The sequence below is a fragment of the Kurthia sp. 11kri321 genome, from assembly GCF_001534765.1.
In the GTDB taxonomy this organism is placed as follows: Bacteria; Bacillota; Bacilli; order Bacillales_A; family Planococcaceae; genus Kurthia; species Kurthia gibsonii.
This window is the reverse complement of record NZ_CP013217.1, coordinates 1,529,810-1,555,807: the sequence shown is the minus strand read 5'-3', so window position 1 is coordinate 1,555,807 and position 25,998 is coordinate 1,529,810. Positions and strand designations below refer to the sequence as shown.

The window sequence follows — 25,998 nt, the reverse complement described above, 5'->3', positions numbered from 1 at the left end:
ATGAATTTATATAGGAGGACACAGCTATGTTTATCATCTTACTTACCCTCTGCATTTTTAGTAGTCTTATCATACTGTACCATCGACAAAAGCCTTTAGAATCCATCTTTCAAGAAGATGAAGCAGAGGTTGTAACAGCGGAGCAAAGAGGCGAAGAGCTGGAGAATGAAATCGTCGACTTTCTTTCACAGTTACCTGGACAATTTGTTTTATACAAAAACTTTTACATTCCACTTCCACAAAATAAATGGACAGAAATTGATGTATTAATGGTTCATGAAAAAGGTATTTTTGTATTTGAATCAAAAAATTATACAGGGGACATATATGGAACAATTCACGATTCCCATTGGACAAAATCTTTTAGTGAAACGTTCGATCAGCGCTTTTATAGTCCTGTACGTCAAAACGCGACGCATATTCGAGCGTTAACTGCATTAATCGGTTCGGTTAAACCCATTTATTCTGTCATTGTCTTTGGACGTGATGCGGCTGTGCATGTTGATCCGATGCCAGCAGATAACACATATATTTGTAAAATAACGCAATTAGTATTTTTATATGATGTTTTACAAGCACTTCCAAGTCAGATTTCAGTACATGCACTTCAAACTCAACTTGATCCATGGCAACTGACAACAGAGGAAACTAAGCTAGAACATGTGGAAAATATAAAAAGAACCTATGGGAATAAAGCGATTTCCTAGCCAAACTGTGTATAACTCTTTATTATTGAGGTATATGCAGTTTTTAATTGTAAAGTATCAAGAAAATACAATAATTTTTTTAGAATTTGTTTTATAATTGAAGGGAGAGGAATATGAATACAGATTTGAATTTGCTCATTGCGTTTGGAGCAGGGTTTTTAAGTTTCATTTCACCTTGCACATTACCATTGTATCCTGCGTTTCTTTCGTACATAACAGGGGTATCGTTTGGTGATATTAAAAAAGGAAAAGGCTTAATGCAAAAAAAAGCCATTTTACATACGTTATTCTTTTTATTTGGTTTTTCATTGATTTTTATTGCGTTAGGCTTTAGTACAACATTTGTTTCCTCTTTATTTAGAGAGTATGACGAAATTATTCGTCAATTCGGTGGTATTTTACTTGTCATTGTTGGTTTAGTCACAGCAGGCATTTTCACACCACAATTTTTAATGAAGGAACGAAAGTTTGAATTAAAGAGTCGACCAGCAGGTTATATTGGTTCAGCGCTTATTGGACTTGTGTTCGCAGCGGGTTGGACACCATGTACAGGACCGATTTTAGCAGGAATCTTTGCGCTTGGCGTATCGAATCCAGATGCAGCCATTTGGTATATGCTGGCATATGTAATTGGTTTCGCACTACCATTTTTCTTCTTATCATTCTTTGTCACACGACTAGGTTGGATTCAGCGAAATGGTCAAAAATTAGTCAAAGTTGGCGGGTACATAATGATTGTACTTGGAATCATTATTTTCTTTAATGCGATGACGATTTTTAATCGCTTATTGTCACCGATTTTTGGCGATTTTATTGGTTTTTAACTAGCTAAAAATAGTGAAAAGTAGTATATTATAAAACGATAAAAGGGGTGGACAGATTGACAACTTTATTAGTAGTAGACGATACCGTTTTTATGCGTGAAACTGTTAAATCACTAGCGGTTGAATGTGGTTTACAAGTTGTCGGAGAGGCTGAGAATGGTCAACAAGCAATTGAACTGTATCGTACATTACAGCCAGATCTTGTTACGATGGACGTAACGATGCCCGTATTATCAGGATTGGATGCTACAAAAGAAATCGTAAATGAATTTCCAAGTGCTAAAATTATTGTCGTAACAGCTCTAGGGCAACAAAAAGTCGTCATTAAAGCACTTGAAAACGGTGCAAAAGATTTTTTGACGAAGCCATTTGATCATGAACAATTTAAACGTATTATTCGTCAAATGATTGTAATTTAGTGTAAAGATAAGGAGAGGGTTATATGTTTAATTCGATTCCTTCTCAATATGTACTAATTGGTTCAACAGTTTTAGTCGTATTCATGGGAACGATGATGATGCTCATTCGAGTAAAATCAGCCAAAAAACCTGCAACAGTCAAAAAAATAATTATTCCGCCGCTTGGTATGGCAACAGGAGCTTTGATGTTTATCTTCCCGTATTTCCGTGTTTCATGGGATCATACTATCACATCTGTTATAGTCGGTATGCTTTGTTCCATTCTATTAATTAAGACGTCTCGTTTTCATATTTTAGATGAGCAAATCTTTTTAAAACCGTCAAAAGCATTTTTCTTTGTATTAATGGGTTTACTTGCTTTCCGTACAATTGCGAAAATCTATTTAGGTGGCGAATTTCACTTAGGTGAATTAGGTGGTCTGTTCTGGATTCTAGCCTTTTCAATGATTCTACCATGGCGCTTAGCGATGCTATGGCAATACAAGCGTTTAGAAAAGAAAATACCGCTACATACATTTGAAAAAGTAGAACAATAAAATAATCGAGTTTTTTCGAGCGAGTTATGTTTCCTTATAGGAAATGTAGCTCGTTTTTTTAAATTAAAGGGAATCTGTGCCGTTGAAAGGGACAAATAGCCGCGCGAAAGGGAATCTATCGGTTTGAAAGGGACAAATGGCCGCGCGAAAGGGAATCTATCGGTTTGAAAGGGACAAATAGCCGCGCGAAAGGGAATCTATCGGTTTGAAAGGGACAAATAGCCGCGCGAAAGGGAAACGTCGCTGTTGAAAGGGACAAAATGCCGCGCGAAAGGGAATCCATCGGTTTGAAAGGGACAAATGCACGCGCGAAAGGGAAACGTCGCTGTTGAAAGGGACAAAATGCCGCGCGAAAGGGAATCCATCGGTTTGAAAGGGACAAATGCACGCGCGAAAGGGAATCCATCGGTTTGAAAGGGACAAATGCACGCGCGAAAGGGAAACGTCGCTGTTGAAAGGGACAAAATGCCGCGCGAAAGGGAATCCATCGGTTTGAAAGGGACAAATAGCCGCGCGAAAGGGAATCTATCGGTTTGAAAGGGACAAATAGTCGCGCGAAAGGGAATCTATCGGTTTGAAAGGGACAAATAGCCGCGCGAAAGGGAAACGTCGCTGTTGAAAGGGACAAAATGCCGCGCGAAAGGGAATCAGCACCATTGAAAGGGACAAAACTAACCATATAATACATAAAAAATATATTTTATGTATTACATTAGCTATTTATGGTATTTTTATTCTCTTTTATGTAAAATAAAAGAAATGAATGATGAATCACTATGTTAATAAGTTAGGAGGAGCGGTATGGCAGTAAGCGTAACGGAACAAATGGAAGTGGCTGAACGTATTGAAGATTTTTATATTTTATGTGTGTATGAACAATATTCAATGAAGAAACATGTTCAATTTTTACAAAAAGAATTCAATCAATCGAAAATTATTGAATTGCCAGAGGTGCATCATACATTTCATGCAAAATCATTTGTCGTATGGGCAAAAACATATGAACAGAATGAAGCGCTTTTTTATAATATTCGAATGCAGGCTAGAAAAGAGACGGTCATGGAAATTGCAAAGGCGCTTGTGGCATACCATTTCGAAGAACATCCTACACTTGAAAAGAAATTAAAAAATCCAGCTATATTGGATGAAACGATGCATGAATTACAACAATTAATTCAGCAAACGACATTTTTATCAGATGAGCGTTGGTTAACTTTTTATTATGATTTTAAAAATCAGGTGAAAAATTGGGTCATCGTTAAATTACTCGACCATGTTTCGATTGAGGAATTACGTCAAATGAATGACACTGACCTTAACTATCTATTTTTCGACTTCTTTTCGCAACAACTCGCTGAAAAGGGTGAGTTCATGCAAGTGATGACGGATGCGACGAATGCCTACTTAGAAAAGTGGCTCGAAGAAATTTTATGTGAATTGAAAAAAACAAATCAATTACCTAAAATTCTGCATCATCTACAAGATGAAAAGACAAAAATGGGTGAATTTACAGCACAGTTTACAGTTGAAAATCATTTGTTTGTAATGAACAATCTACCGTATCAATTAGTACGAGAGGCGATTTATAAAAAGAATTTTGAACATCATATTGGTTCACCTTACCCAACGGCTATTGTTTTGAAGGGCAATACAGAAGGACGTTTTGAAATTAATCCATTCGTACGAGATCATGCCTTGCAATATGCGTGGGAGCAGGTGGGGAAAATTTCAGATATTGATGTTGATGTATTTGATGCGCTATGTAATGTCTTTTTATCGCGTAAACGTCAACCGAATGAGTTAATCAAAGTGACGATTACGGACTTACTTCATTATAGAGGACTAAAACCGAAACGAAGTGGTGACGGTAGACGAGGTGGCTACGACCATAAACAAAAAATCCAAATTATGCAGTCATTATGTAATATTCAAAGCATTCATATGTCATTGACAAAATTACTTAGTTTTGAAAAGGGGACACCACAATATACAACACTAAAGGGGCGCACCTTCTTATTCAAAGATGCATTAGGACAAGATTTTGCATTATCGCCACATGAACCTGTAAAAGAAATTTATTTTTCATTGGATGAAGCGTTTGCGCATTATTTAACGGGGGCGGGGCGACAAGTAGCTTTACAACATATGAAGGCGCTACATTACCATCCAACACAACAGTTGCATGAAAAGCGACTCAGTCGTTATTTGAGTTGGCGCTGGCGCACACAGGCACGAAAAGCAGATTATTTAGCGCCGAATGCGATTCGTACATTATTAGATTCGATTGGCATTCCGATGAACGAGCGTTTACCATCGCGTACACGAGAGCGATTAGAAAAAGCACTCGATCAATTGGAAGCAGATGGTGTGATTCAATCTTGGCAATATGAAAAATGGGATGAATCCATTGCAGAATTTAAAGGATGGGCGAAAATATGGTTGGAAACAGGTATTATTATTGAACCACCAGTAGCTATTTTAAAACAGTATGCAACAATTGAACGAAAGACTACTAAAAAAGTAGAAAAGAAAAAAACATTAAAAGAAGTACGTCAACAACGTAATTACTCGTTACTACAGTTAGCAGAAGAGCTTCAATTATCCATTAGTGAACTAGGTGAGATGGAACGTGGTTTACGTCCATTAACAAAAAAAGTACAAAGTTGGTTAGAGTAAAAGGATTAGCGTTCAATCGCTAATCCTTTTTATTTCTACTTTATGTTATTTTAATTCTCGAAAAGACTTAAATTTTTAGTTCAAGCTAATCCTCTATTCATTTGTTTTCGATGTTTACACATCACGTACGTCGTGATTCACATGTACGAAAAGCGTGGTTGGCTTGTACAACAAAAAAATGATAAAAAATGTAAAACGAGATGGTTCAAGGGTTTGAAGGCTCAATTATAATAAGCCATTTGTATATAAGTATATGAACTTAGTGTGTACGGTACAATCGCGTCAACTTAAGCCTTCGCTACAATAGGTGTAACAGAAATGTCTGTTAATACACATATAGAGGTGATGGAACATGCTCGAAAATCGTCATTACGAAACATTGGCTCCACTGTTTAACCCGAAAGGCATTGCAGTTGTAGGTGCTTCAGAAAGTAAGTACAAAATTGGTTATTTACAAGTACAGGCATTAATTGATGGGAAATTCACAGGTGAGATTTATCCAATTCATCGAACAGCCACTGAAATTGCAGGTTTACGTTGTTATCCATCTGTATCAGAAGTCGAAGGAGAAGTCGATTTAGCGATTCTTTGTACGAGTGCGAATCAAATCGAAGAAGGTATCATCGATTGTGCGAAAAAAGGGGTAAAAGCAGTCATTATTTTCGCAGCTGGATTCTCTGAAACAGGAGAAGAAGGAATTGCACAACAACAACGCTTAGCGATGCTTGCAAGACAGCATGGTATTCGAATTGTTGGACCAAACTGTGTAGGGCTTGTGAACACATCGAATGGTTTAATTGGCACATTCTCACCTGCCATCTTAATGGTTCCAACAGACGGTAAAAAAGGTGTTGGCTATGTATCGCAAAGTGGTGCCTTCGGTGTATTAACGTATATGGCAGCAGCACAGAACGGTATTTTATTTAATTACTTTGTTAGTACAGGAAATGAGATGGAATCGGAATTTGCAGATTTCATTGAATATATGATTCACGATGAACAAACAAAGATTATTACGGGCTATATGGAAGGTGCACGTGATCCAAAACGTCTACTTGCTTTAGCAAAAGAAGCGTTAAAACGTAAAAAGCCGATTGTTTTGATGAAAACAGGACGTAGTGAGGCGGGCAGCCAAGCAGCAGCTTCTCATACAGGTTCACTTGCAGGTGCAGATAATATTTATGATGCATTCTTCAGGCAGGCGGCAATCGTTCGTGCAGATGATTATGATGATATCATTTCATTCTCTAAATTATTCTTAGCGAATAAATTACCAAAAGGGCGTAATACAGTTATCGTCACAAGTTCGGGTGGTCGTGGAATTAACGAAGCGGATCGTTGTGAAAGTTTAGGGTTACATGTTGTGCCGCTTTCTGAAGAAACAAAAGCGAAAATTCGAGAAGATATTCCGAGTTATGCTAGTGCAACGAACCCGATTGATTTAACAGCAGCAGCTTCCGTAACGAATCCAGAATTATTTTTAGCTCCAATGAAAGCGCTAACAGAGGACCCAGATGTACACAATATTATTTTTACAGAATTTCCACATAATTGGACGAAAGAGATGCCGATTTTACAAGAGTTCATCTCGCTTTGTGAGAAGTCCGATAAATTTGTCTGTGTCACAACATTTGAGATTGAAGGGATGACATATCCACCAGCTACAAAAACATTAGTAGAACATGGTATTCCTGTTATTTCAGGTAGCTTAAATCCGATTCGTGCGCTTTCTAAATTAGTAACATATGCAGAACAATACCGAGGGCAGTTTGATGAAGTAGCAGAGCAAGAAATCTTCTTAAAGCAAGAGATTGATGCACTGATTGCAGGTCAAGAGATGTTGAGCGAGGCGCAAGCGGCAACGGTTCTTCAAGCATACGGTATTCCAACAACGAATCGTGTCATTGCGATGGATGTTGAAGCAGCAAAAGCCGTTTCAGAGCAAATGGGTTATCCGGTAGTAATGAAAGTGGATTCTGCACAAATTCCACATAAGACGGAAGCAGATGCGATTCGCTTAAATCTACAAAATGAAGCAGAAGTACAGCAAGCATTCCATGAAATTATGCAAAATGCGAAAAATTACTGTCCAGAAGCCATCATCAACGGTATTTCAGTTCAAGAGATGCTCGGTGAAGGTGTCGAAATGATTATTGGAGCACAGCGCGACCCGTTATTCGGACCAGTCATCATGGTAGGGCTAGGCGGTATCTTCGTTGAAATCTTCAAAGATGTATCATTCCGCGTAGCACCATTATCACGAAAAGATGCAGTGGATATGTTAGAAGAACTCAAAGGAAAAGCACTATTACATGGCGCTAGAGGTAAGGTGAAAGTAGATACAGAAGCGATTATTGATGTGCTATTACGCGTATCTTCACTTATGATGGATCACGATCAAATTGAAGAATTAGATATTAACCCACTGATTGTTTATGAAAAAGGCGTCAAAGCAGCAGATGCCATGATGGCACTGAAAAAAGTAGAAGAAAATGTAGTGGTAGGAGGGTTAACAGATGTCCAATAAACATTTAATTGGTTTAAAGGGAGAGTCATTTACATTCCATGTCACGCTTGAACATATACAAGCATTTGCACGTGCAATTGGTGATGCGTCACCACTTTATTTCGATGAAGAATATGCTAAAACGACAGCGTATGGTCGCATTACTGCTCCGCCAACCTACCCGATTGCGATTGGGGCAGCAGGTGGCGCCATCGACTTACAACTCGACCAACGACGTATGCTACATGGTGAGCAGGCTTTTATCTATGAACGTCCAATCGTTCCAGGAGATGTTTTAACATGTGATGCAGTCGTTTCAGACGTTTATGAAAAACAAGGGAAAAACGGGACGATGGAATTCATTGTACTTGATACCTATATGTACGATACGACAGACAGATTAGTTGTGACAAGCAGAACGAATATCGTATATCGTGCTGCACAGCAACATGTATAGGAGGAGAAGAAGATGTTGGTATTAGAACAATTACAAGTTGAACAGACAATCGAACCAATCACGAATAAACCGATTACCAATGATCAGTTAGTTGCATATGCACAAGCATCAGGTGACTTAAATCCAATTCATACAGATGAACAAGTGGCTAAAAGTGTCGGATTACCAACGAACATTGCGCATGGTATGTTCGTGATGGGACAGCTCGGTCAATATGTGAATCAATTAGCAGGTAAAAAGGCGCGCGTGGAAGAATTTCGTATGCGATTTGGTGCGATGATATTCCCACAAGAACAAGTAACTTGTTCAGCCATCGTTGAAAAAATAGAAGGCAAACGCGTCCACTTGAATGTTTATGCTTCAAAAGGACCGCAAGAAGTTGTTGGAAATGGTACAGCTATTCTCGTATTTGAAGGAGTGCATACACATGAATGAAATGAGAAGTAAGTACGCAATTGTCGGTGTTGGAGAAAGTGAGCGTTCAAAAAATTCAGGTACAACGCCGTTACATTTAGCATTGGATGCAGCAAGAGCAGCAATTCAAGATGCAGGAATCGATCCACAAGAAATTGATGGTTTCATGAGTTATTCAGAAGGCGACTCATGTACAGCACACCAAGTAGCAACGTATTTAGGTGTTCGTCCACGCTATGTAAAAGATATTTCAGGCGGTGGTTCGAGTACAGAGCTACTCATCGCAGATGCAGTCAGTCTAATTGAGACAGGACAAGCGAATACCGTTCTTATTTACCGCGCGATGAATGGACGTTCTGGCGTACGTATGGGCGGTGGCGGTTGGAGTACGGATTTATTACAAACAGCTATTGATGGTGGTTCATTCATCATTCCATACGGTGCAGGCAGTCCATCGCAATGGTTCGGGCTTTTCGCACAACGTCATATGCATTTAAACGGAATTCAAAAAGAACATTTAGGACATGTTTGCTTATCGGCTTACGAATATGCACAGCAAAATCCAAAAGCCTTTTTCTATGGTAAACCACTAACAATGGAAGAATATTTAGCAACACCTGACTTAAGTGATCCATTCAATAAACATGATTTTTGCTTAGAATCAGATGAGGCAAATGCCATCATTGTGACATCAGCAAAACGTGCAAAACAGCTGCAACAAAAACCAGCCTATATTTTGGGGATTGCTGCTAGACAATGTGTATCACACGCACATTACTGGCAAAACGTTGAAGAAGTAGCGGCCGATTATGTCGCAAAAGATTTATACGAAAAAGCAGGCATTACACCAGCTGAAATTCAAGTGGCGAGTATTTATGACTGCTACAGTTGGGTTGTATTACGTCAATTAGAAGCATATGGACTTGCGCCGAAAGGACAAATTGGTGAGTTTGTAGCAGCAGGGAATTTAAAAATTGATGGTGCCTTACCAACAAATCTTGCAGGTGGCATGTTAGCAGAAGGTTATACACATGGCATGAACAATGTCCTTGAAATCGTGCGACAAGTTCGCGGTGAATATACAGGAACGAATCGCCAAGCGAAAAATCATGATGTCGGTATTTGTACAGGATGGGCAGGACCAGATATTGCAGGAGCGATGATTTTACACAATTAAGGAGGCGCTTTAGATGACAGAACAAATCAAAGAAACAACCTATACAAAACCAATTCCATTTAAAACAATCGACAATGCACCGTACTGGGATGCAGCAGATGCACATCATCTTGTACTTCAAAAATGTACGGATTGTGGTCAATATGCACATCCACCAGGCCCAGCATGTAGCCATTGTGGTAGTCAAAACGTCATTTGGGAAGATCAAGGGACGGAAATCTTCGGTGAAATTTACTCATATGTTATTTCATATCGTCCATTCTTACCGGGTTACACAATGGAAGATTGTCCACTTGTTATTGCCGTTGTGAAGTTAAAAGAACAAGACATTACCATTATCGGTAATGTACTAAATTGTGAACCAACGGATATCGCAATTGGTAAGCCAGTACAAATGATTTGGGAAACCATTAACGAAGAACGTGCCATTCCACAATGGCAGCTCGTATAAGGAGGGAATTACATGGATTTTTCATTCACACCACAAGAAGAAGCTTTTCGCCAAGAGTTGAGAAGTTGGTTAGAAGCGAATTTACCAGAAGGGTGGCTTGACGGTACATTTGCGATTAATAAAGAAACAAAAGAATATGAACTATTTTTACGCGATTGGCAGCGCAAATTATATGAAGGTGGTTGGGCTGCCATTGCATGGCCTGAAAAGTACGGTGGTCGTAATGCGACGTTAATGGAAGAAATCGTCTACCATCAAGAGATGGTACGCGTCGATGCACCACCACTTGTCAACTATGTAGGAATTCATATGGTTGGACCGACATTAATGCATATTGGTACAGAGGAACAGCGTGAGCGCTATATGAAGAAGATGCTAACAGGTGAGGAAGTATGGTGTCAAGGCTACTCAGAACCGAATGCAGGATCGGACGTTGCCGCAATTCAAACAACGGCTGTCAAAGAAGGCGACAAATGGATTATTAACGGTCAAAAAGTATGGACGAGTTTCGGACATATGGCAGACCAATGTTTCCTTGTAGCACGTACCAATAAATTCGATAAAAAGCATAAAGGGATTACATGTTTCTTACTTGATATGCATCAACCAGGTGTCGAAACTGTGCCGATTATTCAAATGGACGGTCAACATGACTTTAATGAAGTGTATTTAAACAATGCAGTCGCAACAGACGCTCAAATTATCGGTGAAGTAGATGAAGGATGGCGCGTGATTATCGCCCTTCTGATGCACGAACGTACAGGTATTGGCGCACAAGTTTTCACTGTAGAAAAACAATACAATGAATTAGTAGAAGTTGCGAAATCATTACGAGAAGATGGAGAATTCGTCATCGAACAACCACTTGTACAAAAGAACCTTGTCGATTTATATATGAAAACAAAAGGCTCTCTTTTAAACTATTACCGCAATTTAACAAAATCATTAAAAACAGGGCAACCAGGTGCAGAAGGCTCAATGGATAAACTACAAGTGAGTGAATTAACAAAAGAACTACTTGCACAAGCTGTATCACTGCAAGGTCATCCAGGCGTGTTATGGAAAGAAGATGCAGTAGTGGGCAATTCATATTGGCAAGATAATTACTTGTATTCATTCGGTCAAACAATTGGCGGTGGAACGAGTGAAATTCAGAAAAATACCATTGCTGAACGTATTTTAGGCTTACCAAAAGATATGGGACGATAGGAGGGCGACAACATGGACTTTTCATTAAGTGAAGAACAAGAAATGTTTCGAAATTACGCAAAAAAATCATTAGCTGATTTAGAAGGTACACAAATTGCAAGACGCTATGCAGCAGGTGATTGTATCGCCATCCAACAAAGTCATGATTCTTTAGTAGAACTGGGCTGTACAGGATTAAATATCGAAGAAGCGTATGATGGAATGGGACTAGGCGCGCTTGATTTAGTACCCATTTTTGAAGAAGCTGGTGCAGTCTTATTACCTGGACTATTACTTGAAACACAGTCATTCGTTGTGCCGCTCTTACAAAAATTCGGTTCGCAACATCAAAAAGAAACATACTTGCCACGTATTGCTTCAGGTGAAGTGAAGGTATCGATTGCTTGGTTAGAGCCTGAAAGCTCGTACCGTCCAGCAGGTATTCAACTGAGCGCACAACATGGTCAATTAAACGGTACAAAAATAATGGTACCAGATGCAGAATTAGCAGATTATCTAGTTGTCATTGCACGCGTTCAAGAAGGGCGCGATGAAGCAGGCGTTCGCGCAATGATCGTTCCAACAGCGGATGTTGCGATTCAACCACAAGCAAGTATGGATGAAACGCGTCACGTGGCAAATGTTTTCTTCCAAAATGTTGCTTACACAGAAGAACAAGTAATAGGCGATTGGCATGCGATTCAAGAGAGCTTATTATCATTCAATGCCGCACTTTCAGCAATGATTGTAGGAAGTCTTGACAGAATCGTTCATACCGTAACAGAGTATGCAAATATTCGCGAACAATTCGGTCAACCGATTGGACGATTCCAAGCGATTAAACACCGTATTGTCGATATGAAGATGGATTTAGAAACAGCTCGTTCACTTGCACATTATGCAAACTGGGCATACGAAACGAATGCTGAAGATCGTGTACAAGCAGTAGCAGCAGCACGTATTTTCGCGACAGAGGCATTCAATCGTGTAGCTGGGCATAGCGTACAGATTCATGGTGGTATTGGTTTTACAGAAGAATTAGATTGCCATTTATATGTGAAGCGCGCTCGCTTTTATGAACATTATTTAGGTAGTACAGCAGACTATTACGCACAAGCTGCTAAAGCACTTGGTTTAACAGCAGTAGAACAACAAGTAATTGTTTAAGTAAAGGCTTATTCATTGTTTGGATAGAAGCAATGAACGGACGACATATTCGTTTACAAATTTGACAGGTTTGTATTCCTTTCCGAATATGTAAATACACATGGAAACAGGCTGTAACATGAGCATAAGAAAAACTGGAATCACGCTGTGGCGCGGTTCCAGTTTTTCGTTGCGAACGCTAAAAAAGGGGAGTGACATGTTTTGTCCCAATCTATATTTTTAGTTTGTTTTGAATTTGTACTTGTGGCGCACGTTTTTCAAGTTCTTGTAAAAAGATAGTTTGCTGTTCAGGTGAAATTTTAATACTGCCAAGAATCGTTTGACTATTTAAAATTTCAATCGCTTCTTTCGATGAGAGAATACGATAGCCCGTCCAGATATTTTTAGTTGCATAAACAGACGTAATCGCGTGATAAGGAATTTTACTGCGAAATGGGCCACCTTTTATGTAGAGTAGATCTTCTAAAAATGTATATTGAATTGAAAAAGTAGACCACCATAATAAACCGATTACACTAAATAAAACAATAGCTAAAATCATTAAATCCTGAAGTTGTAATGTAGGATCAAAGAGAATTGGTAAAAGGAATGAAAGCAATAAAATAATGGATGTAATACTAATAAAACCGATAAAAAATCGATCTCTTTTTGCGCGGAAAACCAAGTGATACACCTCCTTTTTAAAATATTATACCAAATATTGTCTCCTTTATGAAACCGAGTTCTATGTAGTGGTTGAAAGGAGGTGATTCACATGGCCGCAACATTCAAAAGTGCAAGCTTAAAAATCCAGTATGCAGTAGGAATGGACGGGGATAAGCAATTAAAACAAACCCGTACATTCGGCAACATTCATGAAAATGCGACGACTACAGAAATTGAAGCTGTAAAAAATGCGATTACATCATTATCAGCGTATGCAGTAGTCCAAGCAGAAATCGTCACAACTAAAACAATCTAATTAATAAGGAGGAAAACACAATGAGTAAAGTATTGAAAATGACGTTTAATTTACTACCCAAAGGAACATTCGTTGTTGCGGTAGATGGCGTAAAAGCAGACGTAACAGAGACAGAAGTCCGCACAGTGATGGAGTCGATTAAAGCAAGCGGTGTATTTAAGCCAAAAGCAGGTGAAATTGATTCCATTGCATCTGCAGAGATTGTGGAACAAACAACTACACCAGTGATCGCATAAAACAAAAAGGGGCTGTGTCTTTTGGACATGGCTCTTTTTTTATAGAAAGAGGTGAAAAATATGCAAGAATGGATGACATTTATACAGAGTATCGGTTTTCCAGTAGTTGTTGCTTTTTATCTCTTACACCGAGTAGAAGCACGTCTACAAGCGATTCATGATGCTCTTGTTGAATTAATCAAACATTCCTCTTAAGATGATTGCCAGTTGTTGTATGAAATTGTAAGATAGTGAGGGATAAGGGAGTGACATGATGCAAAAATGGAAGATATTAATCGGAATTAGTTGTTTGTGTATATTGCTTGCAGCTTGTGGTAAAACAACAAACTTTAAAGCAGAAAAAGATATTGAAATACAGAATTTCCAGTACACAAATCATGAAAATAAGACGGTTACATTAGATGATTTACAAGGGAAACCATGGCTGGCACTATTCATTTTTACAAGCTGTACAACAGTTTGTCAGCCGATGATGGCGAATATGGCAGATATTCAAGACTCCTTAAAAGAAAAAGGGATTGAAGATTATCGTATCGTCGGATTTAGTGTTGATCCAGAAGTTGATACACCGAAAAAACTAGCAAATTATTTAAAAAATTATGAAGTAGCAGATGAATCGAAGTGGGATTTACTGACAGGCTATACACAGCAAGATATCGAAAAGTTAGCAGTGAAGTCATTTCAAACACTTGTGAAAAAAACAGAGGGTGAAGATCAAGTGACACATGGTACAAGTTTTGCCCTTGTGAATCAACAAGGGCATGTCGTTAAAACATATAGCGGCTTTACAGACGTACCAAAAGATGAAATTGTAGTGGATGTCGAAAGTATCATTCAAGATAGTAAATAGTATCTAAAAAAAGAATAAATAAAGTCAAAAATACCATTTTGTTTTTATTAAATGGTATTTTTTGTCTTTTAAAACATTATTTTTGATTCTATATAGACAGTAGAACCGTATTTCTATATAATGACAAATTAATTAAAGGAGGGAGTTTTTATGATTAATTTAAAGCCACATCACGTGAATTACGCTGTTAGAATTCATGAACTTGCATCCGATCCACTTGTAGCAGATGCGCTTGGTTTAGTAAATCAAACATTAGAAAATCGTTTAGAATTTATCCAAAAGATGCAACAAGGTGAAAAAGAAGGTACGACCTGTTCACGACTTGTATTTCATAATCATCAAATGATTGGGGTTACAACGTTAATGTACATCGACCAACAGAAAAAATCATGTCATTTAGGAAGTTGGTTAGGTGTACCTTATTGGGGAAGGGGCTATAATGAACGTGCCAAATGTGAGATTTTAAAAATTGCTTTTGATACATATGGTTTAGAACGTGTATTTTTAGGGGCACGTACACAAAATCTTCGTTCACAAGCAGCACAGCAAAAACTCCCGTACCTTCGTCAACACATTATGCATGACTATCCAGAAGAACACCAATTTTTAGAAGAAAAAGAACAACAACCATGTATTCTAAATGTTGTAGAAAAAGATGACTTTTATGCATTTTTAAATATAGCTCGCTAGTCTATAAGAATAAAAACATATATAAAGCATATCTAAATAGAAAAAATCCGAAATCGTTTAACCTTACGATTTCGGATTTTTATTGTGAATGTTAAAAAAAGATAGATTGAATATTTTACAATTTACATCCTCACTTATTTAAATGAGAACCAAGATCGAACATTAATCGAAATAATTGTTAAGACAATTCCCTGAATTAAGAAATAAGCTCCTGTTAAAATTGTAAAGCTCATTGCCGAGTAGAACGGACGGATAAACATTAATACACTTAAAGCAAGCGCAATAATTGTAAAGGCTAAAATGATATAAAAAGCTGGGCTGCTTTTTACGCGGAAATATTTTAATGTAATTAATGTCATAATTGATTCAATTGCAAACCAAAGTGCAAATAAGAAACCAGTAAATAGAATACCAAAATCGGCATTAAAGAATAGCAAGATACCTAAAGCTAAAATAAATAAACCAGAAATTAGACTAGATGTTTCAGGTTTATTTGATTTTTTACGTGAGAATAGATAATTGAAAATATCAAAAATCCCTTTGATAACTGCAAGTGCAGCAGCAATTAGGACCATAGACTTCAATGCGATTTCGGGTTTTACTAAAAAGAAAATCCCAAATGCAATAAAAATAATTCCTGTAATTAAAGTAAATGTTGTGATTTTTTTCATTTCATAAACCTCCCTTAAAATAGATTACTAATAATAGCAAATAATAGAAGAAACGACACAATTAAGATATTCGTTCTTTTCTTCAATACTATATACCCTATAAACTCACGAATAAAAGCAGTAGGAATATAATAAAGTTTTGTTTTACCACCAATACCAAAAGCTCGAATTCCGAGTTGTTGTGCTAATTTTCCAGCACGTAAAAGGTGGTACGTACTTGTGGCAATAGCAACATTTGCCTTTTTTAAATCTCGCTGATCTTGTTCTTGTACGACTTTTTCAGCGAATTGAATATTTTCTTCAGTCGTTGTAGACTGATTTTCTAAATAAATAGGTAGATCTGATTCATAATTCTCCACAATGTATTTTTTCATCGCTTCGGCTTCCGAGATGTTTTCGTCTGCACCTTTTCCCCCACAAACAATAATCGTAGGTTTTACTTTTTGCTTTTTAAAAAATTGCATGCCTGCATCAATACGTCCTGCAAGTAGAGGCGTTACCTGATCTTTAATTAAACCTGAACCTAATATGAGAATATAGTCGATTTTTTTAAAAGTAGGCATCCATTTATAATAAACAGCTGTAAATGTATAAAGAGAAAAAAGCAAAATAATATAACTAATCGTTGAATGAATAAAAACAAGCATCATTTTTACAACTCGAACATCACCGTAATAATGTTGTAACAAGAATAAAATAAGTTCTAATACAACAAAGCCAATGAGTGAAAATAAAGGAAGTAGATTGCCGATTGAAAAACGTTCTCTTTTTAAAACAGAACGTGTATTCACAAATACCATAATAACTAAAATAAAAAGCCAAAATACAGCTAGTATAAGAAAGAAAATAGCGATAGGAACAATCAGCCAAAAAGTAAAACGTTCAAAATGGTTTAATAGAGTAGCGAAAAAAATTAGTCCAACTGATAAAATGAATAGTAAAATAGCTAAACCTGTAAAAAGACTAGTTGGATTTACGTGGTGAAGAACAAAGCTACAAAAAAATAGCACAAGGGATATGGCTATTAAAAACAGATAAACATCCATAAACAAACATCCTTTCCAAAACAACTTATCCTATATTATGTATAGAGATATTATTCACGCAAAATGAATTTACTAAACAATGAAGGGATAGGTTAGAGTAAATTATAGAATAAAAAGGGGAAGTTGTATATTTATGTTTAATGATAAATATTTCTCGGGACGAAGATATACTAAAAAAGCACCTTCAAGAAGAAGTGTGCTTTTGATAACGCGGGTTGTGTAAAGCGAACATGAGCCAAATAAGAAAGAGGACTAAAATGAGTGAATCACTCTTTTCAAACCGATGATGGAATAGCAGTGTTGCTAAGTCATGACCAACTAACGCGAGGAAGTTCATTAGAACAAGTACAAGAAATGAGTGAATCAAAAGTTTGGGGAAACGAATGGTTGTATATAACATCGTGAATCATTCCTTTTTTTATTTTTCTAAAATAACTTTAGAGTGCTTTGTATCTGCCCATGTAAAGACTTTCACTTCATTTGGTGCATCTGTTGTTTCAACATAGACGATATAGTCGTATGGTTCGGGTGCTTTCCCTTTTAGTAAAAAATCATCATGTTCAGTTGTAATGGACTGAATTTCTTTTTCATCGTAACCTAGTCGCTGCAATTCAAAGACTGTGGCAGTGAGGATTTCTTCGCGGGCTGCAAGGTCGCCTAAACGCTTTTGATCATACAGTAATGTCGCATTTAATCCAATTGAGAGGATGAATAGAATGAGTCCAATCCATAAAAATGTTTTTTTCAAAGTGAGAACACCTCCAAGTATGTAGTATACCATTTTATCCATTTACTAGAATAGAAAGGAAAAAGTTCTGTTTCTTTTAAAATGAAGTGTATTTTACGCCCAAAAAGAAGAAATAAAACATTCTATAAACAGACGACAATCGACTTAATGGTATAATGAATGCATACATAGTAGATTAAAGGAGTTGAGCCTCGAACGTGGGACAAGTTGTTATTTTTGCTGAAAAACCATCGCAAGCGAAAGCGTATGCGGAGGCTTTTCCAGTGGCAAGAAAGACGAAACATTTTATTGAATTACAACCATGTGAGACGTTTCCAAATGGTGCGACGATTACATGGGGTGTTGGGCATCTTGTCGAACTGAAGCAGCCTGCTGAATACCATGCAGAATGGAAGCGTTGGAGTTTAAAAGTATTACCGATGATTCCTGAAAACTACGAGTTCAAAGTAGCGAAGGGGAAGTGGGATCAATTCCAAGCAGTGAAGGCGTTATTTAAAGAGGCAAGTATGTTAATTAATGCTTGTGATGTGGACAGAGAAGGATCGAATATTTTCTATTCAATTTTAAAACAAACCAAAGTGAAGTCAAAACCAATTCAAAGACTTTGGATTAATTCACTTGAAGTCGAAGAAATTCGAAAAGGGTTTCAAACATTGCGTGATAATCAACAAGATTATCAAATGTATATCGAAGCACAGACGCGTCAAATTAGTGACTGGCTTGTCGGGATGAATGCAAGTCGTCTATATACAATGCTGTTAAAAGAAAAAGGTTTGAATGAGACGATTTCAGTTGGTCGTGTACAATCCCCAACAGTCTACATGATTTACGAACGTCATGTTGAAATTGAGCAGTTTCAACCAGAAAATTTTTATGAATTAAAAGGTGAATTTCATTCGCGCATGGGTTCTTATACGGGGAAGGCAGATTTTAAGTCGAAGAAATATGAAGAAGCTTTAGCTGCATTAGAAAAAGCGCATATTCAAGAGAAAAAACGTCTCCCTGCGACAATTCAAAGTGTTGAAAAAAAGCCGAAAAAGGTATTACCTCCAAAGCTACATTCACTCTCAACATTGCAGCAAAAAGCGAATCGTATATGGAAGTATAGCCCTGCAAAAGTGTTGGAAGTAGCACAATCTCTATATGAGAAAAAGCTCATTTCATACCCAAGAAGTGATTGTCAGTTTATTACGGACGCTGAGTTTGCTTACTTAAAACAGAAACTACCACAGTACCAAGAAATGATGAAAAAACCATTTGAACCAGCGCGCCTATCTGCTTCAAAAAGATATGTAGACGGCTCAAAAGTGGAAGAACACTATGCGATTATCCCAACAAAATCGATTCCATCTGCCGATAAACTAGCAAGTCTTTCGCTCATGGAAAAAAATATTTATGCGGAAATCGTACGTTCAGCGCTAGCAATGTTCCACCGAGACTATATGTACGAAGAAACAAAAATTGTGACAGATGTTCAAGGACTGTTATTCAAAACAGTTGGAAAAGTGGAATTAGATCGCGGTTTCCAAGAGTTATGGCCTGCACCAAAAGAACAAAAAAAAGAAGCACCTCCACTACCGCTTGTTGAAAAGGGAGAAGATGTAGATGCGATGGTGCAAATTCATCAAGGTACGACGCAACCGCCTAAACCTTTTACAGAAGGGCAACTTGTACAGATGATGAAAACATGTGGAAAGCTCATTGAAGACGATGCAGAGAGCGATATTTTGAAGGAAGTTGAAGGGATTGGTACAGAAGCGACGCGCGCAAGTATTATCGAAACAATTAAGCGCCACGGGTATATTGATGTGCAAAAAAATATCGTTTCCATTACTGAAAAAGGAAAGGTATTGTGCCAAGCGATTGCAGGATCACTATTGGCTAGTCCAATTATGACAGCGAAGTGGGAAAGTTATTTAAGAAAAATATCTGCAGGCACAGGCACACAACAAGCTTTCCTTCAAAATATTGAAAAGTTTTTGCGTCACTTAATTGAGACAGCACCGCAAATCGTTCAAACAACAGATATTACAGCTGCCGCAGAACTAGCAGAACCAGCAGTGAAAGGGCCAATTGCGAAGTGTCCGTCTTGTCATCAAGGAGAGTTATTAGAGAAAAAAAGTTTTTATGGCTGTTCTTGCTATCAAGAAGGTTGTAAATTTACAATTTCAAAACGTATTGCGAGTAAAAAAATTACAGCAAGCCAAGTACGTGATTTGTGTGAAAAAGGATTAACGAAACCAATTAAAGGTTTTAAATCAAAAAAAGGTTCGAGTTTTTCAGCACGACTAAAATTAACACAAGAAAAAATTGAATTTGATTTTTCAATTTAGAGATTGGCATGATTGCCAGTCTCTTTTTTTATTGAATTAAATTACTCTGTTTGTAGTAAAAAAACGACATATAAGACCGAAAAAAGAAGTGAAATTATATTCTGAATTTTAGAACTTTTTAAATGTTCGATGAAAAATGCGCTGTTTTTTAATGTGAAAGACATCAGAAAACGAGTAAAAAAGATACAAAAAAAGTGAAAAAAATACAGTGTTTTTTCTAATATAAATATAAAAAAGATAGAGTTGTATAAAAAATGTTTAAAATGAATATTTATACATATAATGGACGAAAGGAATGCATACATGCGAAAAAGCATATCAAAAAACTTTTTGGATTTTTTATTGACTTGTAAAAATAATTCTTTTAGTATTGAACTCAGCATAAAGAATATAGCTCTTATTAATAACCGTTGAGACGAGGGGTCAAAGATACGGTGGCCAAACAATTTTATTCATGCAGGATAAAATCCTGTGGGCCGAACCTGAGCACAAATGGACATTTGTGAACAATAAGAGGAACAGCAGATGATACTTTTCGAAGCTTTCCTTAACATTGGGTGAGCTTTTTTTGTGCCTAAATTTGCAAAAGTTAGGAGAATTAACAAGAAATTGGAAAAAGTATTATTTACATCAGAGTCCGTTTCAGAGGGACATCCAGACAAGATTGCCGATCAAATTTCAGACGCTGTACTTGATGCAGCACTAAGAGAGGATCCGTTTGCACGTGTAGCATGTGAAGTTTTCACTACGACGAATACGGTCATTGTTGGCGGAGAAATTACGACAACAGCTGTACTTGATTATGAAAAAATTGCGCGTGATACATTGGTGAACATTGGTTACACAGATGATGCATGGGGCATTGATGGACATACATGTGATGTTCAAGTGCTAGTGCACACACAATCACCTGATATTGCGATGGGCGTAGATGCCTCAAGCGATACACAAGATGTTGGCGCAGGAGACCAAGGTATTATGTTTGGTTATGCGACTTCTGAAACAGAGAACTATATGCCACTTGCCATTGAAATGGCACATGAATTAGTAAAACGTGCTTCGATGTTACGTAAAAATGGCGACTTCAAATGGGCTCGTCCTGATATGAAGTCACAAGTAACAATTGATTATTCAAACCGTGAGCATCCTCAAGTGGATACCGTATTAATGTCAATTCAACACGACGAAGAATATGATGAACAAGCGTTTAAAAACTATGTTAAAGAGCAAATCATTGGTTGTGTAGCAGCAAAATTCAATATGAACATGAACTTCCGTATTTTAATTAATCCAACAGGTCGCTTTGTTGTAGGTGGACCACATGGAGATGCTGGACTGACAGGTCGTAAAATTATCGTCGATACATATGGCGGTGCAGCGCGTCACGGTGGCGGTGCTTTTTCAGGAAAAGACTGTACAAAAGTAGACCGCTCAGCAGCATATGCAGCACGTTATGTCGCTAAAAATATCGTAGCAGCTGAATTAGCAGAACGCTGTGAAATTCAGTTATCGTATGCAATTGGTGTAAGTGAACCGATCAGTATTGCAGTCGAGACATTTGGAACAGAACGTGTAGCACAACAAGAGATCATTCACGCGATTCGTCAAACATTCGACTTAACACCGAATGGCATTATCGACATGCTTGATTTACGCAAACCACAATACAATCAAGTTGCAGCTTATGGACATTTTGGTCGTCAAGAACTTGATTTACCATGGGAGCGATTAAATAAAGTTGATGCCTTACAGCAACTTTTAGCAGTTGCTGCGGAGCAATAATGGTCATTGTAGCAAGTGCGGAACAAACACGTTTCGCACAGGCTCAAGCCCAAACACCACTGTATGATGCGCTTGTCAATTATGCGAAAAGTGATGTCACGCCATTTGATGTGCCAGGTCATAAACGAGGTGTATTACACCCGATGACAGCGACATTAGGTGAGATGACACTGAAGATGGATGCAAACTCGATGCAAGAACTCGATTTATTAAGCCATCCTGTCTCAGTGATTAAAGAGGCGCAACAACTAGCAGCTGAAGCTTTTCATGCAGATGCAGCATACTTTTTAGTAAATGGCACAACTGTCGGGATTTTAGCGATGATTTTAGCTACTTGTAAACCGAATGATGCGATACTTGTACCGCGTAATTGCCATAAATCTGTGATGAATGGCATTATGCTAAGCGGGGCAATGCCCGTCTTTATACAGCCAACTGTCGATCAACATTTTGGTATCGCACATAATATTACATTGGAACAAGTAAAAAAAGCGCTGGATGAACATCCAGAAGCAAAAGTCTTACTGATTACGTATCCAACATATTTCGGTGCGATGAATGAACTCGAAGCAATTTGCACATGGGCGCATGAAAGAGGCATGCTCGTTCTTGTTGACAGTGCACACGGGGCGCATCTTTCAGCAATTCAACAAGTTGATGCGATGCAAGCTGGTGCAGATTTAGCCACAATTAGCATGCATAAAACAGGTGGGAGTTTGACACAAAGTTCAATTTTATTACAAAATACAACACGCCTTTCACAGGGAAATGTGCAAAAAGTATTGAATATGCTACAAACAACAAGTGCAAGTTATTTATTAATGAGCTCACTTGATGTAGCAAGACGTGATTTTGCGCTTTACGGAGCGGAGCAGCTTGAAAAATTGAAGCCACTCTTCATGACAGCAATCCAACGAATTGATGCTATGACTCATTATGAAGTTTTAAAGGAGTCTTATATGCACAAGCAGTTTGGACAAGCATATGATTGGACGAAATTAGTTGTTCGTGTAAATGATTTAGGATTAACAGGTTTTGAAGTGTATAGCCTACTGAAAAAAGAATATGGTATTCAAGCGGAATTAGCAGAAGGATATGTCGTGATGTTCGTCATCACGTACGCTGATACGGCGGAGTCGCTTAATCGCCTAGTTTATGCCTTACAAGATTTGGAGATGCGCTATGCAAAAACGCAGTCGCTTCAACTCGAAATGGTTGTGAATGATGAGATTAATCCCATCATTATGACACCGCAACAGGCAAATTATGCAGCACAGGAAATTATACCAATTGAGCAATCAATTGGTCGCACGAGTGCAGAGACGATTATGATTTATCCACCAGGTATCCCTTTAATTATTCCAGGAGAAAAAATTACACAAAAAGTCGTGACATTATATAACTATTATAATCGGAAAATTGGCAATATTCTGTCAGAAAATGAATTTCCGGAAAAAATAACGGTCGTAAAGGATGAGGATCAATGAGTATTGAATTATCAACATTAGGTAGACATGTATTAATCGAATTTTATGGTTGTCCAGCAGAAATTATCGAGCAAAATAAATTAATTGAGCAATTTATGAATGAAGCAGCCGACTACTCAGGCGCTACAATCGTAGAATCTTGTTTCCACCACTTTAATCCATACGGTGTATCAGGTGCTGTAATCATTGCAGAATCGCACTTAACAATCCATACATGGCCAGAATATGGTTTTGCATCAGTAGATGTTTACACATGTGGTGACTCTGTTAGCCCTTGGAAAGCAGCAGAATATTTAGAGCAAAAGCTGCAAGCGAAAAAGACAGAATCATTCGAAGTACCACGTGGTATGGCGGATAAAATTCGTCAGTTCGCACAACAAGAGATTGCAGAAATTACAGTGAAACAAGAGCAGTATGTGGAGGCGACAGTATAATGAAGAAGTACTATACAGAACAATGGAGCGAAGATTGCCAATTTTCAATCGCTTACGAAGAAAAGCTGCATAGTGAAGCCTCTCCATTCCAACAAATTGATTTTTATAAAGGCGAAGAATTTGGTACATTCTTTACGCTTGATGGCTTAATGATGGTCAACGAAAAAGACGAATTTGTCTATCATGATATGATTACACATCCCGCTTTTGCGACAAATCCGAATATCAAAAAAGTATTAATTATTGGTGGAGGCGATGGCGGTACAGCACGTGAAGTACTACGTTATAAATCAGTTGAAAAAGTCGTAATGGTAGAAATTGATGAGCTTGTTTTCCGACTAAGCCAAAAATATTTACCGATTACAGCAGCTGGTGTAGAAGAAGATTCACGTATGGAAATGATTTTTGACGATGGTTTAGCATATGTTCAAAACGCACCTGACGCATCTTTTGATTTAATTTTAGTGGACTCAACAGACCCGATTTCAGTAGGGGAAGGGCTATTCACAACTGCTTTCTACCAAGAATGTCACCGCGTTCTTTCAGCAGAAGGGATTTTAATTAATCAACATGAGTCACCATATTTTGCGGAATACGCAGAAAATATGCGCAAAGCACATACGAAAATCAAGAAGATTTTTGACATTGCGAAAGTATATCAATTCCATATGCCAACGTATCCATCAGGACATTGGTTATTCGGATTCGCTTCAAAAAAATTCGATCCAATTCAAAATGTACAAGCAGAAGCATGGTCAAATTTCGGTTTACACACAAAATATTACAATACAGATTTACATGTAGGAGCATTCATGCTGCCAACATTTGTGAAGGAGAAGTTAGCACGTGAAGAATAAAAATATTAGTACTTTTATTGCATGTGAAGCTGCATACGATGAAGCCGATATCGTGTTATTCGGTATTCCTTTTGATGGTACAACCAGCTTCCGTCCGGGTACACGATTTGCGATGCAAGCGATTCGTCCCGATTCATATGGTTTAGAAACATATTCTCCTTATTTACAGCGTGATTTAGAAGATACGCGTGTATTTGATGGTGGTGAAGTAGAACTTCCATTTGGTAATACAGAAAAAGCGATGCAAGAGATTTTAGACTATACGCGTCAAGTAGTAGCAGATGGTAAAAAGTTTATGATGGTTGGTGGCGAACATTTAGTTAGTTTACCAACGATTCAAGCAGCCTATGAAAAATATCCGAATTTACATGTGATTCATTTGGATGCACATACAGATTTACGCCAAGAATTTTTGGGTGAAGAATTATCACATGCGACAGTGATTCGTCGCTGTCATGATTTTTTAGGTGATGGACGAATCTTCCAATTTGGCATTCGTTCTGGTACAAAAGAGGAGTTTGACTGGGCGAAAGAACATACACATTTAGAACCTTTCACAGCTACAACACTACAAAAAACAATTGAAAAGTTACGTGATGTACCCGTTTATATTACAATTGATTTAGATGTATTAGATCCAAGTATCTTTCCTGGAACAGGTACACCAGAACCGGGTGGCTGGACATATCGTGAATTAATGGAAGCGATTCAATCATTCCAATCACTCAATCACATTGTGGCAGCAGATGTCGTGGAGTTATCACCACAATATGACGTTTCGGGTGGTTCAACAGCAGTCGCATGTAAAACAATTCGAGAAATGCTTTTAACATTAGCGAAATAGTTCCAATATATAATAGAAGAAAAAAACAGGCTAGGGTTTACGTATAAAAAACGTCAAACTCTAGCCTGTTTATTTTATTCAGTCTTATCTTTTTCAGCTTGTGCGCGTAGTAAGTCGCGAATTTCCTTTAATACATCATCTGTTGTTTCTTTTGGAGCTTCTTCGACTTCTTCTTCCTTCTTTTTAGCAAATTGTAGTTTATTTAACGTACGCACAAAGAAGAAGATTGCAGCAGCGATAATAAAGAAGTCAAATACACTTTGTATAAATGCACCGTATTGAATGCCAAAAGCAGTTAAGTCTTCAAATTGTTTTTCTGAACCCAAAATCTTAGCGAGTAAGGGCATAATAATATTGTTTACAAGCGAACTAACAATTTTACCGAAAGCACCCCCAATGACAACCCCGATTGCTAAATCGATTACGTTACCTTTGAAGGCAAACTGTTTAAATTCGTTCCACATAGGATAAAACCACCTTTTATAAAATAATCTTCTTAACGATACCGTAACTGTACGATTGTATTCAAGAAAAAAT

Annotated in this window: 28 protein-coding genes; 23 read left to right on the top strand and 5 right to left on the bottom strand. The window is 37.6% G+C overall.

The features are described 5' to 3' along the window. Positions 1-26: 26 nt before the first annotated feature. From ASO14_RS08015 to ASO14_RS07960, 12 genes are all read left to right on the top strand, one after another. Entirely contained in the window at positions 27-707 is a 681-nt protein-coding gene (locus ASO14_RS08015) for a nuclease-related domain-containing protein (protein ID WP_068453667.1), read from the top strand. Between the two features lie 113 nt (positions 708-820). Continuing rightward, positions 821-1,531 carry a cytochrome c biogenesis CcdA family protein gene (locus ASO14_RS08010; RefSeq protein WP_068453666.1) on the top strand — a complete coding sequence of 237 codons (711 nt, stop codon included), beginning with the start codon at positions 821-823 and terminating at the stop codon, positions 1,529-1,531. A 56-nt stretch (positions 1,532-1,587) separates the two neighbouring features. Continuing rightward, a complete protein-coding gene (locus ASO14_RS08005) occupies positions 1,588-1,950 on the top strand; it encodes a response regulator (RefSeq protein ID WP_087680471.1) in 363 nt (120 codons plus the stop codon). 23 nt (positions 1,951-1,973) lie between these two features. Continuing rightward, positions 1,974-2,486 (top strand): CcdC family protein, encoded by a 513-nt coding sequence (locus ASO14_RS08000; protein ID WP_068453664.1) that lies wholly within the window; start codon positions 1,974-1,976, stop codon positions 2,484-2,486. 801 nt (positions 2,487-3,287) lie between these two features. Beyond that, positions 3,288-5,162: a helix-turn-helix domain-containing protein gene (locus tag ASO14_RS07995; RefSeq protein WP_068453662.1), complete on the top strand. Its 1,875-nt coding sequence runs from the start codon at positions 3,288-3,290 to the stop codon at positions 5,160-5,162. 352 nt (positions 5,163-5,514) lie between these two features. Beyond that, positions 5,515-7,689 carry an acetate--CoA ligase family protein gene (locus ASO14_RS07990; protein ID WP_068453660.1) on the top strand — a complete coding sequence of 725 codons (2,175 nt, stop codon included), beginning with the start codon at positions 5,515-5,517 and terminating at the stop codon, positions 7,687-7,689. Next, the gene (locus ASO14_RS07985; protein ID WP_068453658.1) at positions 7,679-8,125 is read left to right on the top strand and encodes a MaoC family dehydratase N-terminal domain-containing protein; all 447 of its coding nucleotides are present in this window, start codon (positions 7,679-7,681) and stop codon (positions 8,123-8,125) included. Before ASO14_RS07990 ends, ASO14_RS07985 begins: the two co-directional genes overlap by 11 nt. Before the next feature lie 12 nt (positions 8,126-8,137). Further along, positions 8,138-8,560 (top strand): MaoC/PaaZ C-terminal domain-containing protein, encoded by a 423-nt coding sequence (locus ASO14_RS07980; protein ID WP_068453656.1) that lies wholly within the window; start codon positions 8,138-8,140, stop codon positions 8,558-8,560. Beyond that, positions 8,553-9,716, top strand: a complete 1,164-nt coding sequence (locus tag ASO14_RS07975; protein WP_068453651.1) for a thiolase C-terminal domain-containing protein — start codon at positions 8,553-8,555, stop codon at positions 9,714-9,716. Before ASO14_RS07980 ends, ASO14_RS07975 begins: the two co-directional genes overlap by 8 nt. A 13-nt stretch (positions 9,717-9,729) precedes the next feature. Continuing rightward, positions 9,730-10,167 carry a Zn-ribbon domain-containing OB-fold protein gene (locus ASO14_RS07970; protein ID WP_068453649.1) on the top strand — a complete coding sequence of 146 codons (438 nt, stop codon included), beginning with the start codon at positions 9,730-9,732 and terminating at the stop codon, positions 10,165-10,167. Positions 10,168-10,179: 12 nt separating this feature from the next. Further along, entirely contained in the window at positions 10,180-11,376 is a 1,197-nt protein-coding gene (locus ASO14_RS07965; RefSeq protein WP_068453647.1) for an acyl-CoA dehydrogenase family protein, read from the top strand. Between the two features lie 12 nt (positions 11,377-11,388). Next, positions 11,389-12,522, top strand: coding sequence for an acyl-CoA dehydrogenase family protein (locus ASO14_RS07960; RefSeq protein ID WP_068453645.1), 1,134 nt, complete (start codon positions 11,389-11,391; stop codon positions 12,520-12,522). Between the two features lie 211 nt (positions 12,523-12,733). Here the strand turns inward: ASO14_RS07960 and ASO14_RS07955 are convergent, their stop codons facing one another. Next, entirely contained in the window at positions 12,734-13,186 is a 453-nt protein-coding gene (locus tag ASO14_RS07955) for a PH domain-containing protein (RefSeq protein WP_156422359.1), read from the bottom strand. A gap of 90 nt (positions 13,187-13,276) precedes the next feature. Between ASO14_RS07955 and ASO14_RS07950 the strand changes: the two genes are divergently transcribed. From ASO14_RS07950 to ASO14_RS07935, 5 genes are all read left to right on the top strand, one after another. After that, on the top strand, positions 13,277-13,483 hold the full coding sequence (locus ASO14_RS07950; RefSeq protein ID WP_068453643.1) for a DUF1659 domain-containing protein: 207 nt from the start codon (positions 13,277-13,279) through the stop codon (positions 13,481-13,483). Positions 13,484-13,503: 20 nt separating this feature from the next. Then, a complete protein-coding gene (locus ASO14_RS07945; RefSeq protein WP_068453641.1) occupies positions 13,504-13,719 on the top strand; it encodes a DUF2922 domain-containing protein in 216 nt (71 codons plus the stop codon). A gap of 60 nt (positions 13,720-13,779) precedes the next feature. Then, entirely contained in the window at positions 13,780-13,914 is a 135-nt protein-coding gene (locus tag ASO14_RS14865) for a YvrJ family protein (protein WP_082701423.1), read from the top strand. A 58-nt stretch (positions 13,915-13,972) separates the two neighbouring features. After that, on the top strand, positions 13,973-14,569 hold the full coding sequence (locus ASO14_RS07940; RefSeq protein ID WP_335339050.1) for an SCO family protein: 597 nt from the start codon (positions 13,973-13,975) through the stop codon (positions 14,567-14,569). 150 nt (positions 14,570-14,719) lie between these two features. Continuing rightward, complete coding sequence (locus tag ASO14_RS07935; RefSeq protein WP_068453634.1) at positions 14,720-15,259, top strand: GNAT family N-acetyltransferase; 540 nt, start codon at positions 14,720-14,722, stop codon at positions 15,257-15,259. A 134-nt stretch (positions 15,260-15,393) separates the two neighbouring features. Here ASO14_RS07935 and ASO14_RS07930 read toward each other — a convergent pair whose 3' ends face one another. The 3 genes from ASO14_RS07930 to ASO14_RS07920 all read right to left on the bottom strand — a co-directional run bounded on the left by ASO14_RS07930 (position 15,394) and on the right by ASO14_RS07920 (position 17,724). After that, a complete protein-coding gene (locus ASO14_RS07930) occupies positions 15,394-15,930 on the bottom strand; it encodes an HdeD family acid-resistance protein (RefSeq protein WP_068453632.1) in 537 nt (178 codons plus the stop codon). A gap of 14 nt (positions 15,931-15,944) precedes the next feature. Further along, positions 15,945-16,976 (bottom strand): YdcF family protein, encoded by a 1,032-nt coding sequence (locus tag ASO14_RS07925; RefSeq protein WP_068453631.1) that lies wholly within the window; start codon positions 16,974-16,976, stop codon positions 15,945-15,947. A gap of 418 nt (positions 16,977-17,394) precedes the next feature. Beyond that, a complete protein-coding gene (locus ASO14_RS07920) occupies positions 17,395-17,724 on the bottom strand; it encodes a hypothetical protein (protein ID WP_068453630.1) in 330 nt (109 codons plus the stop codon). 197 nt (positions 17,725-17,921) lie between these two features. Here ASO14_RS07920 and ASO14_RS07915 point away from each other — a divergent pair, with 197 nt between their 5' ends. The 6 genes from ASO14_RS07915 to speB all read left to right on the top strand — a co-directional run bounded on the left by ASO14_RS07915 (position 17,922) and on the right by speB (position 25,461). After that, the gene (locus ASO14_RS07915) at positions 17,922-20,057 is read left to right on the top strand and encodes a type IA DNA topoisomerase (protein ID WP_068453628.1); all 2,136 of its coding nucleotides are present in this window, start codon (positions 17,922-17,924) and stop codon (positions 20,055-20,057) included. Between the two features lie 609 nt (positions 20,058-20,666). After that, a complete protein-coding gene (metK, locus tag ASO14_RS07910; protein WP_231726941.1) occupies positions 20,667-21,839 on the top strand; it encodes a methionine adenosyltransferase in 1,173 nt (390 codons plus the stop codon). After that, positions 21,839-23,326 carry an aminotransferase class I/II-fold pyridoxal phosphate-dependent enzyme gene (locus ASO14_RS07905; protein ID WP_068453626.1) on the top strand — a complete coding sequence of 496 codons (1,488 nt, stop codon included), beginning with the start codon at positions 21,839-21,841 and terminating at the stop codon, positions 23,324-23,326. Before metK ends, ASO14_RS07905 begins: the two co-directional genes overlap by 1 nt. After that, positions 23,323-23,760, top strand: coding sequence for an adenosylmethionine decarboxylase (gene speD / locus ASO14_RS07900; protein WP_087680631.1), 438 nt, complete (start codon positions 23,323-23,325; stop codon positions 23,758-23,760). Before ASO14_RS07905 ends, speD begins: the two co-directional genes overlap by 4 nt. Continuing rightward, the gene (gene speE / locus ASO14_RS07895; protein WP_068453624.1) at positions 23,760-24,617 is read left to right on the top strand and encodes a polyamine aminopropyltransferase; all 858 of its coding nucleotides are present in this window, start codon (positions 23,760-23,762) and stop codon (positions 24,615-24,617) included. The genes speD and speE overlap by 1 nt, the downstream gene beginning before the upstream one ends. Further along, positions 24,607-25,461 carry an agmatinase gene (gene speB, locus ASO14_RS07890; protein WP_068453622.1) on the top strand — a complete coding sequence of 285 codons (855 nt, stop codon included), beginning with the start codon at positions 24,607-24,609 and terminating at the stop codon, positions 25,459-25,461. Before speE ends, speB begins: the two co-directional genes overlap by 11 nt. A gap of 74 nt (positions 25,462-25,535) precedes the next feature. On the opposite strand, the gene mscL is transcribed toward speB, so the two are convergent. Beyond that, entirely contained in the window at positions 25,536-25,925 is a 390-nt protein-coding gene (gene mscL, locus ASO14_RS07885) for a large conductance mechanosensitive channel protein MscL (RefSeq protein WP_068453620.1), read from the bottom strand. Positions 25,926-25,998 lie beyond the last annotated feature (73 nt).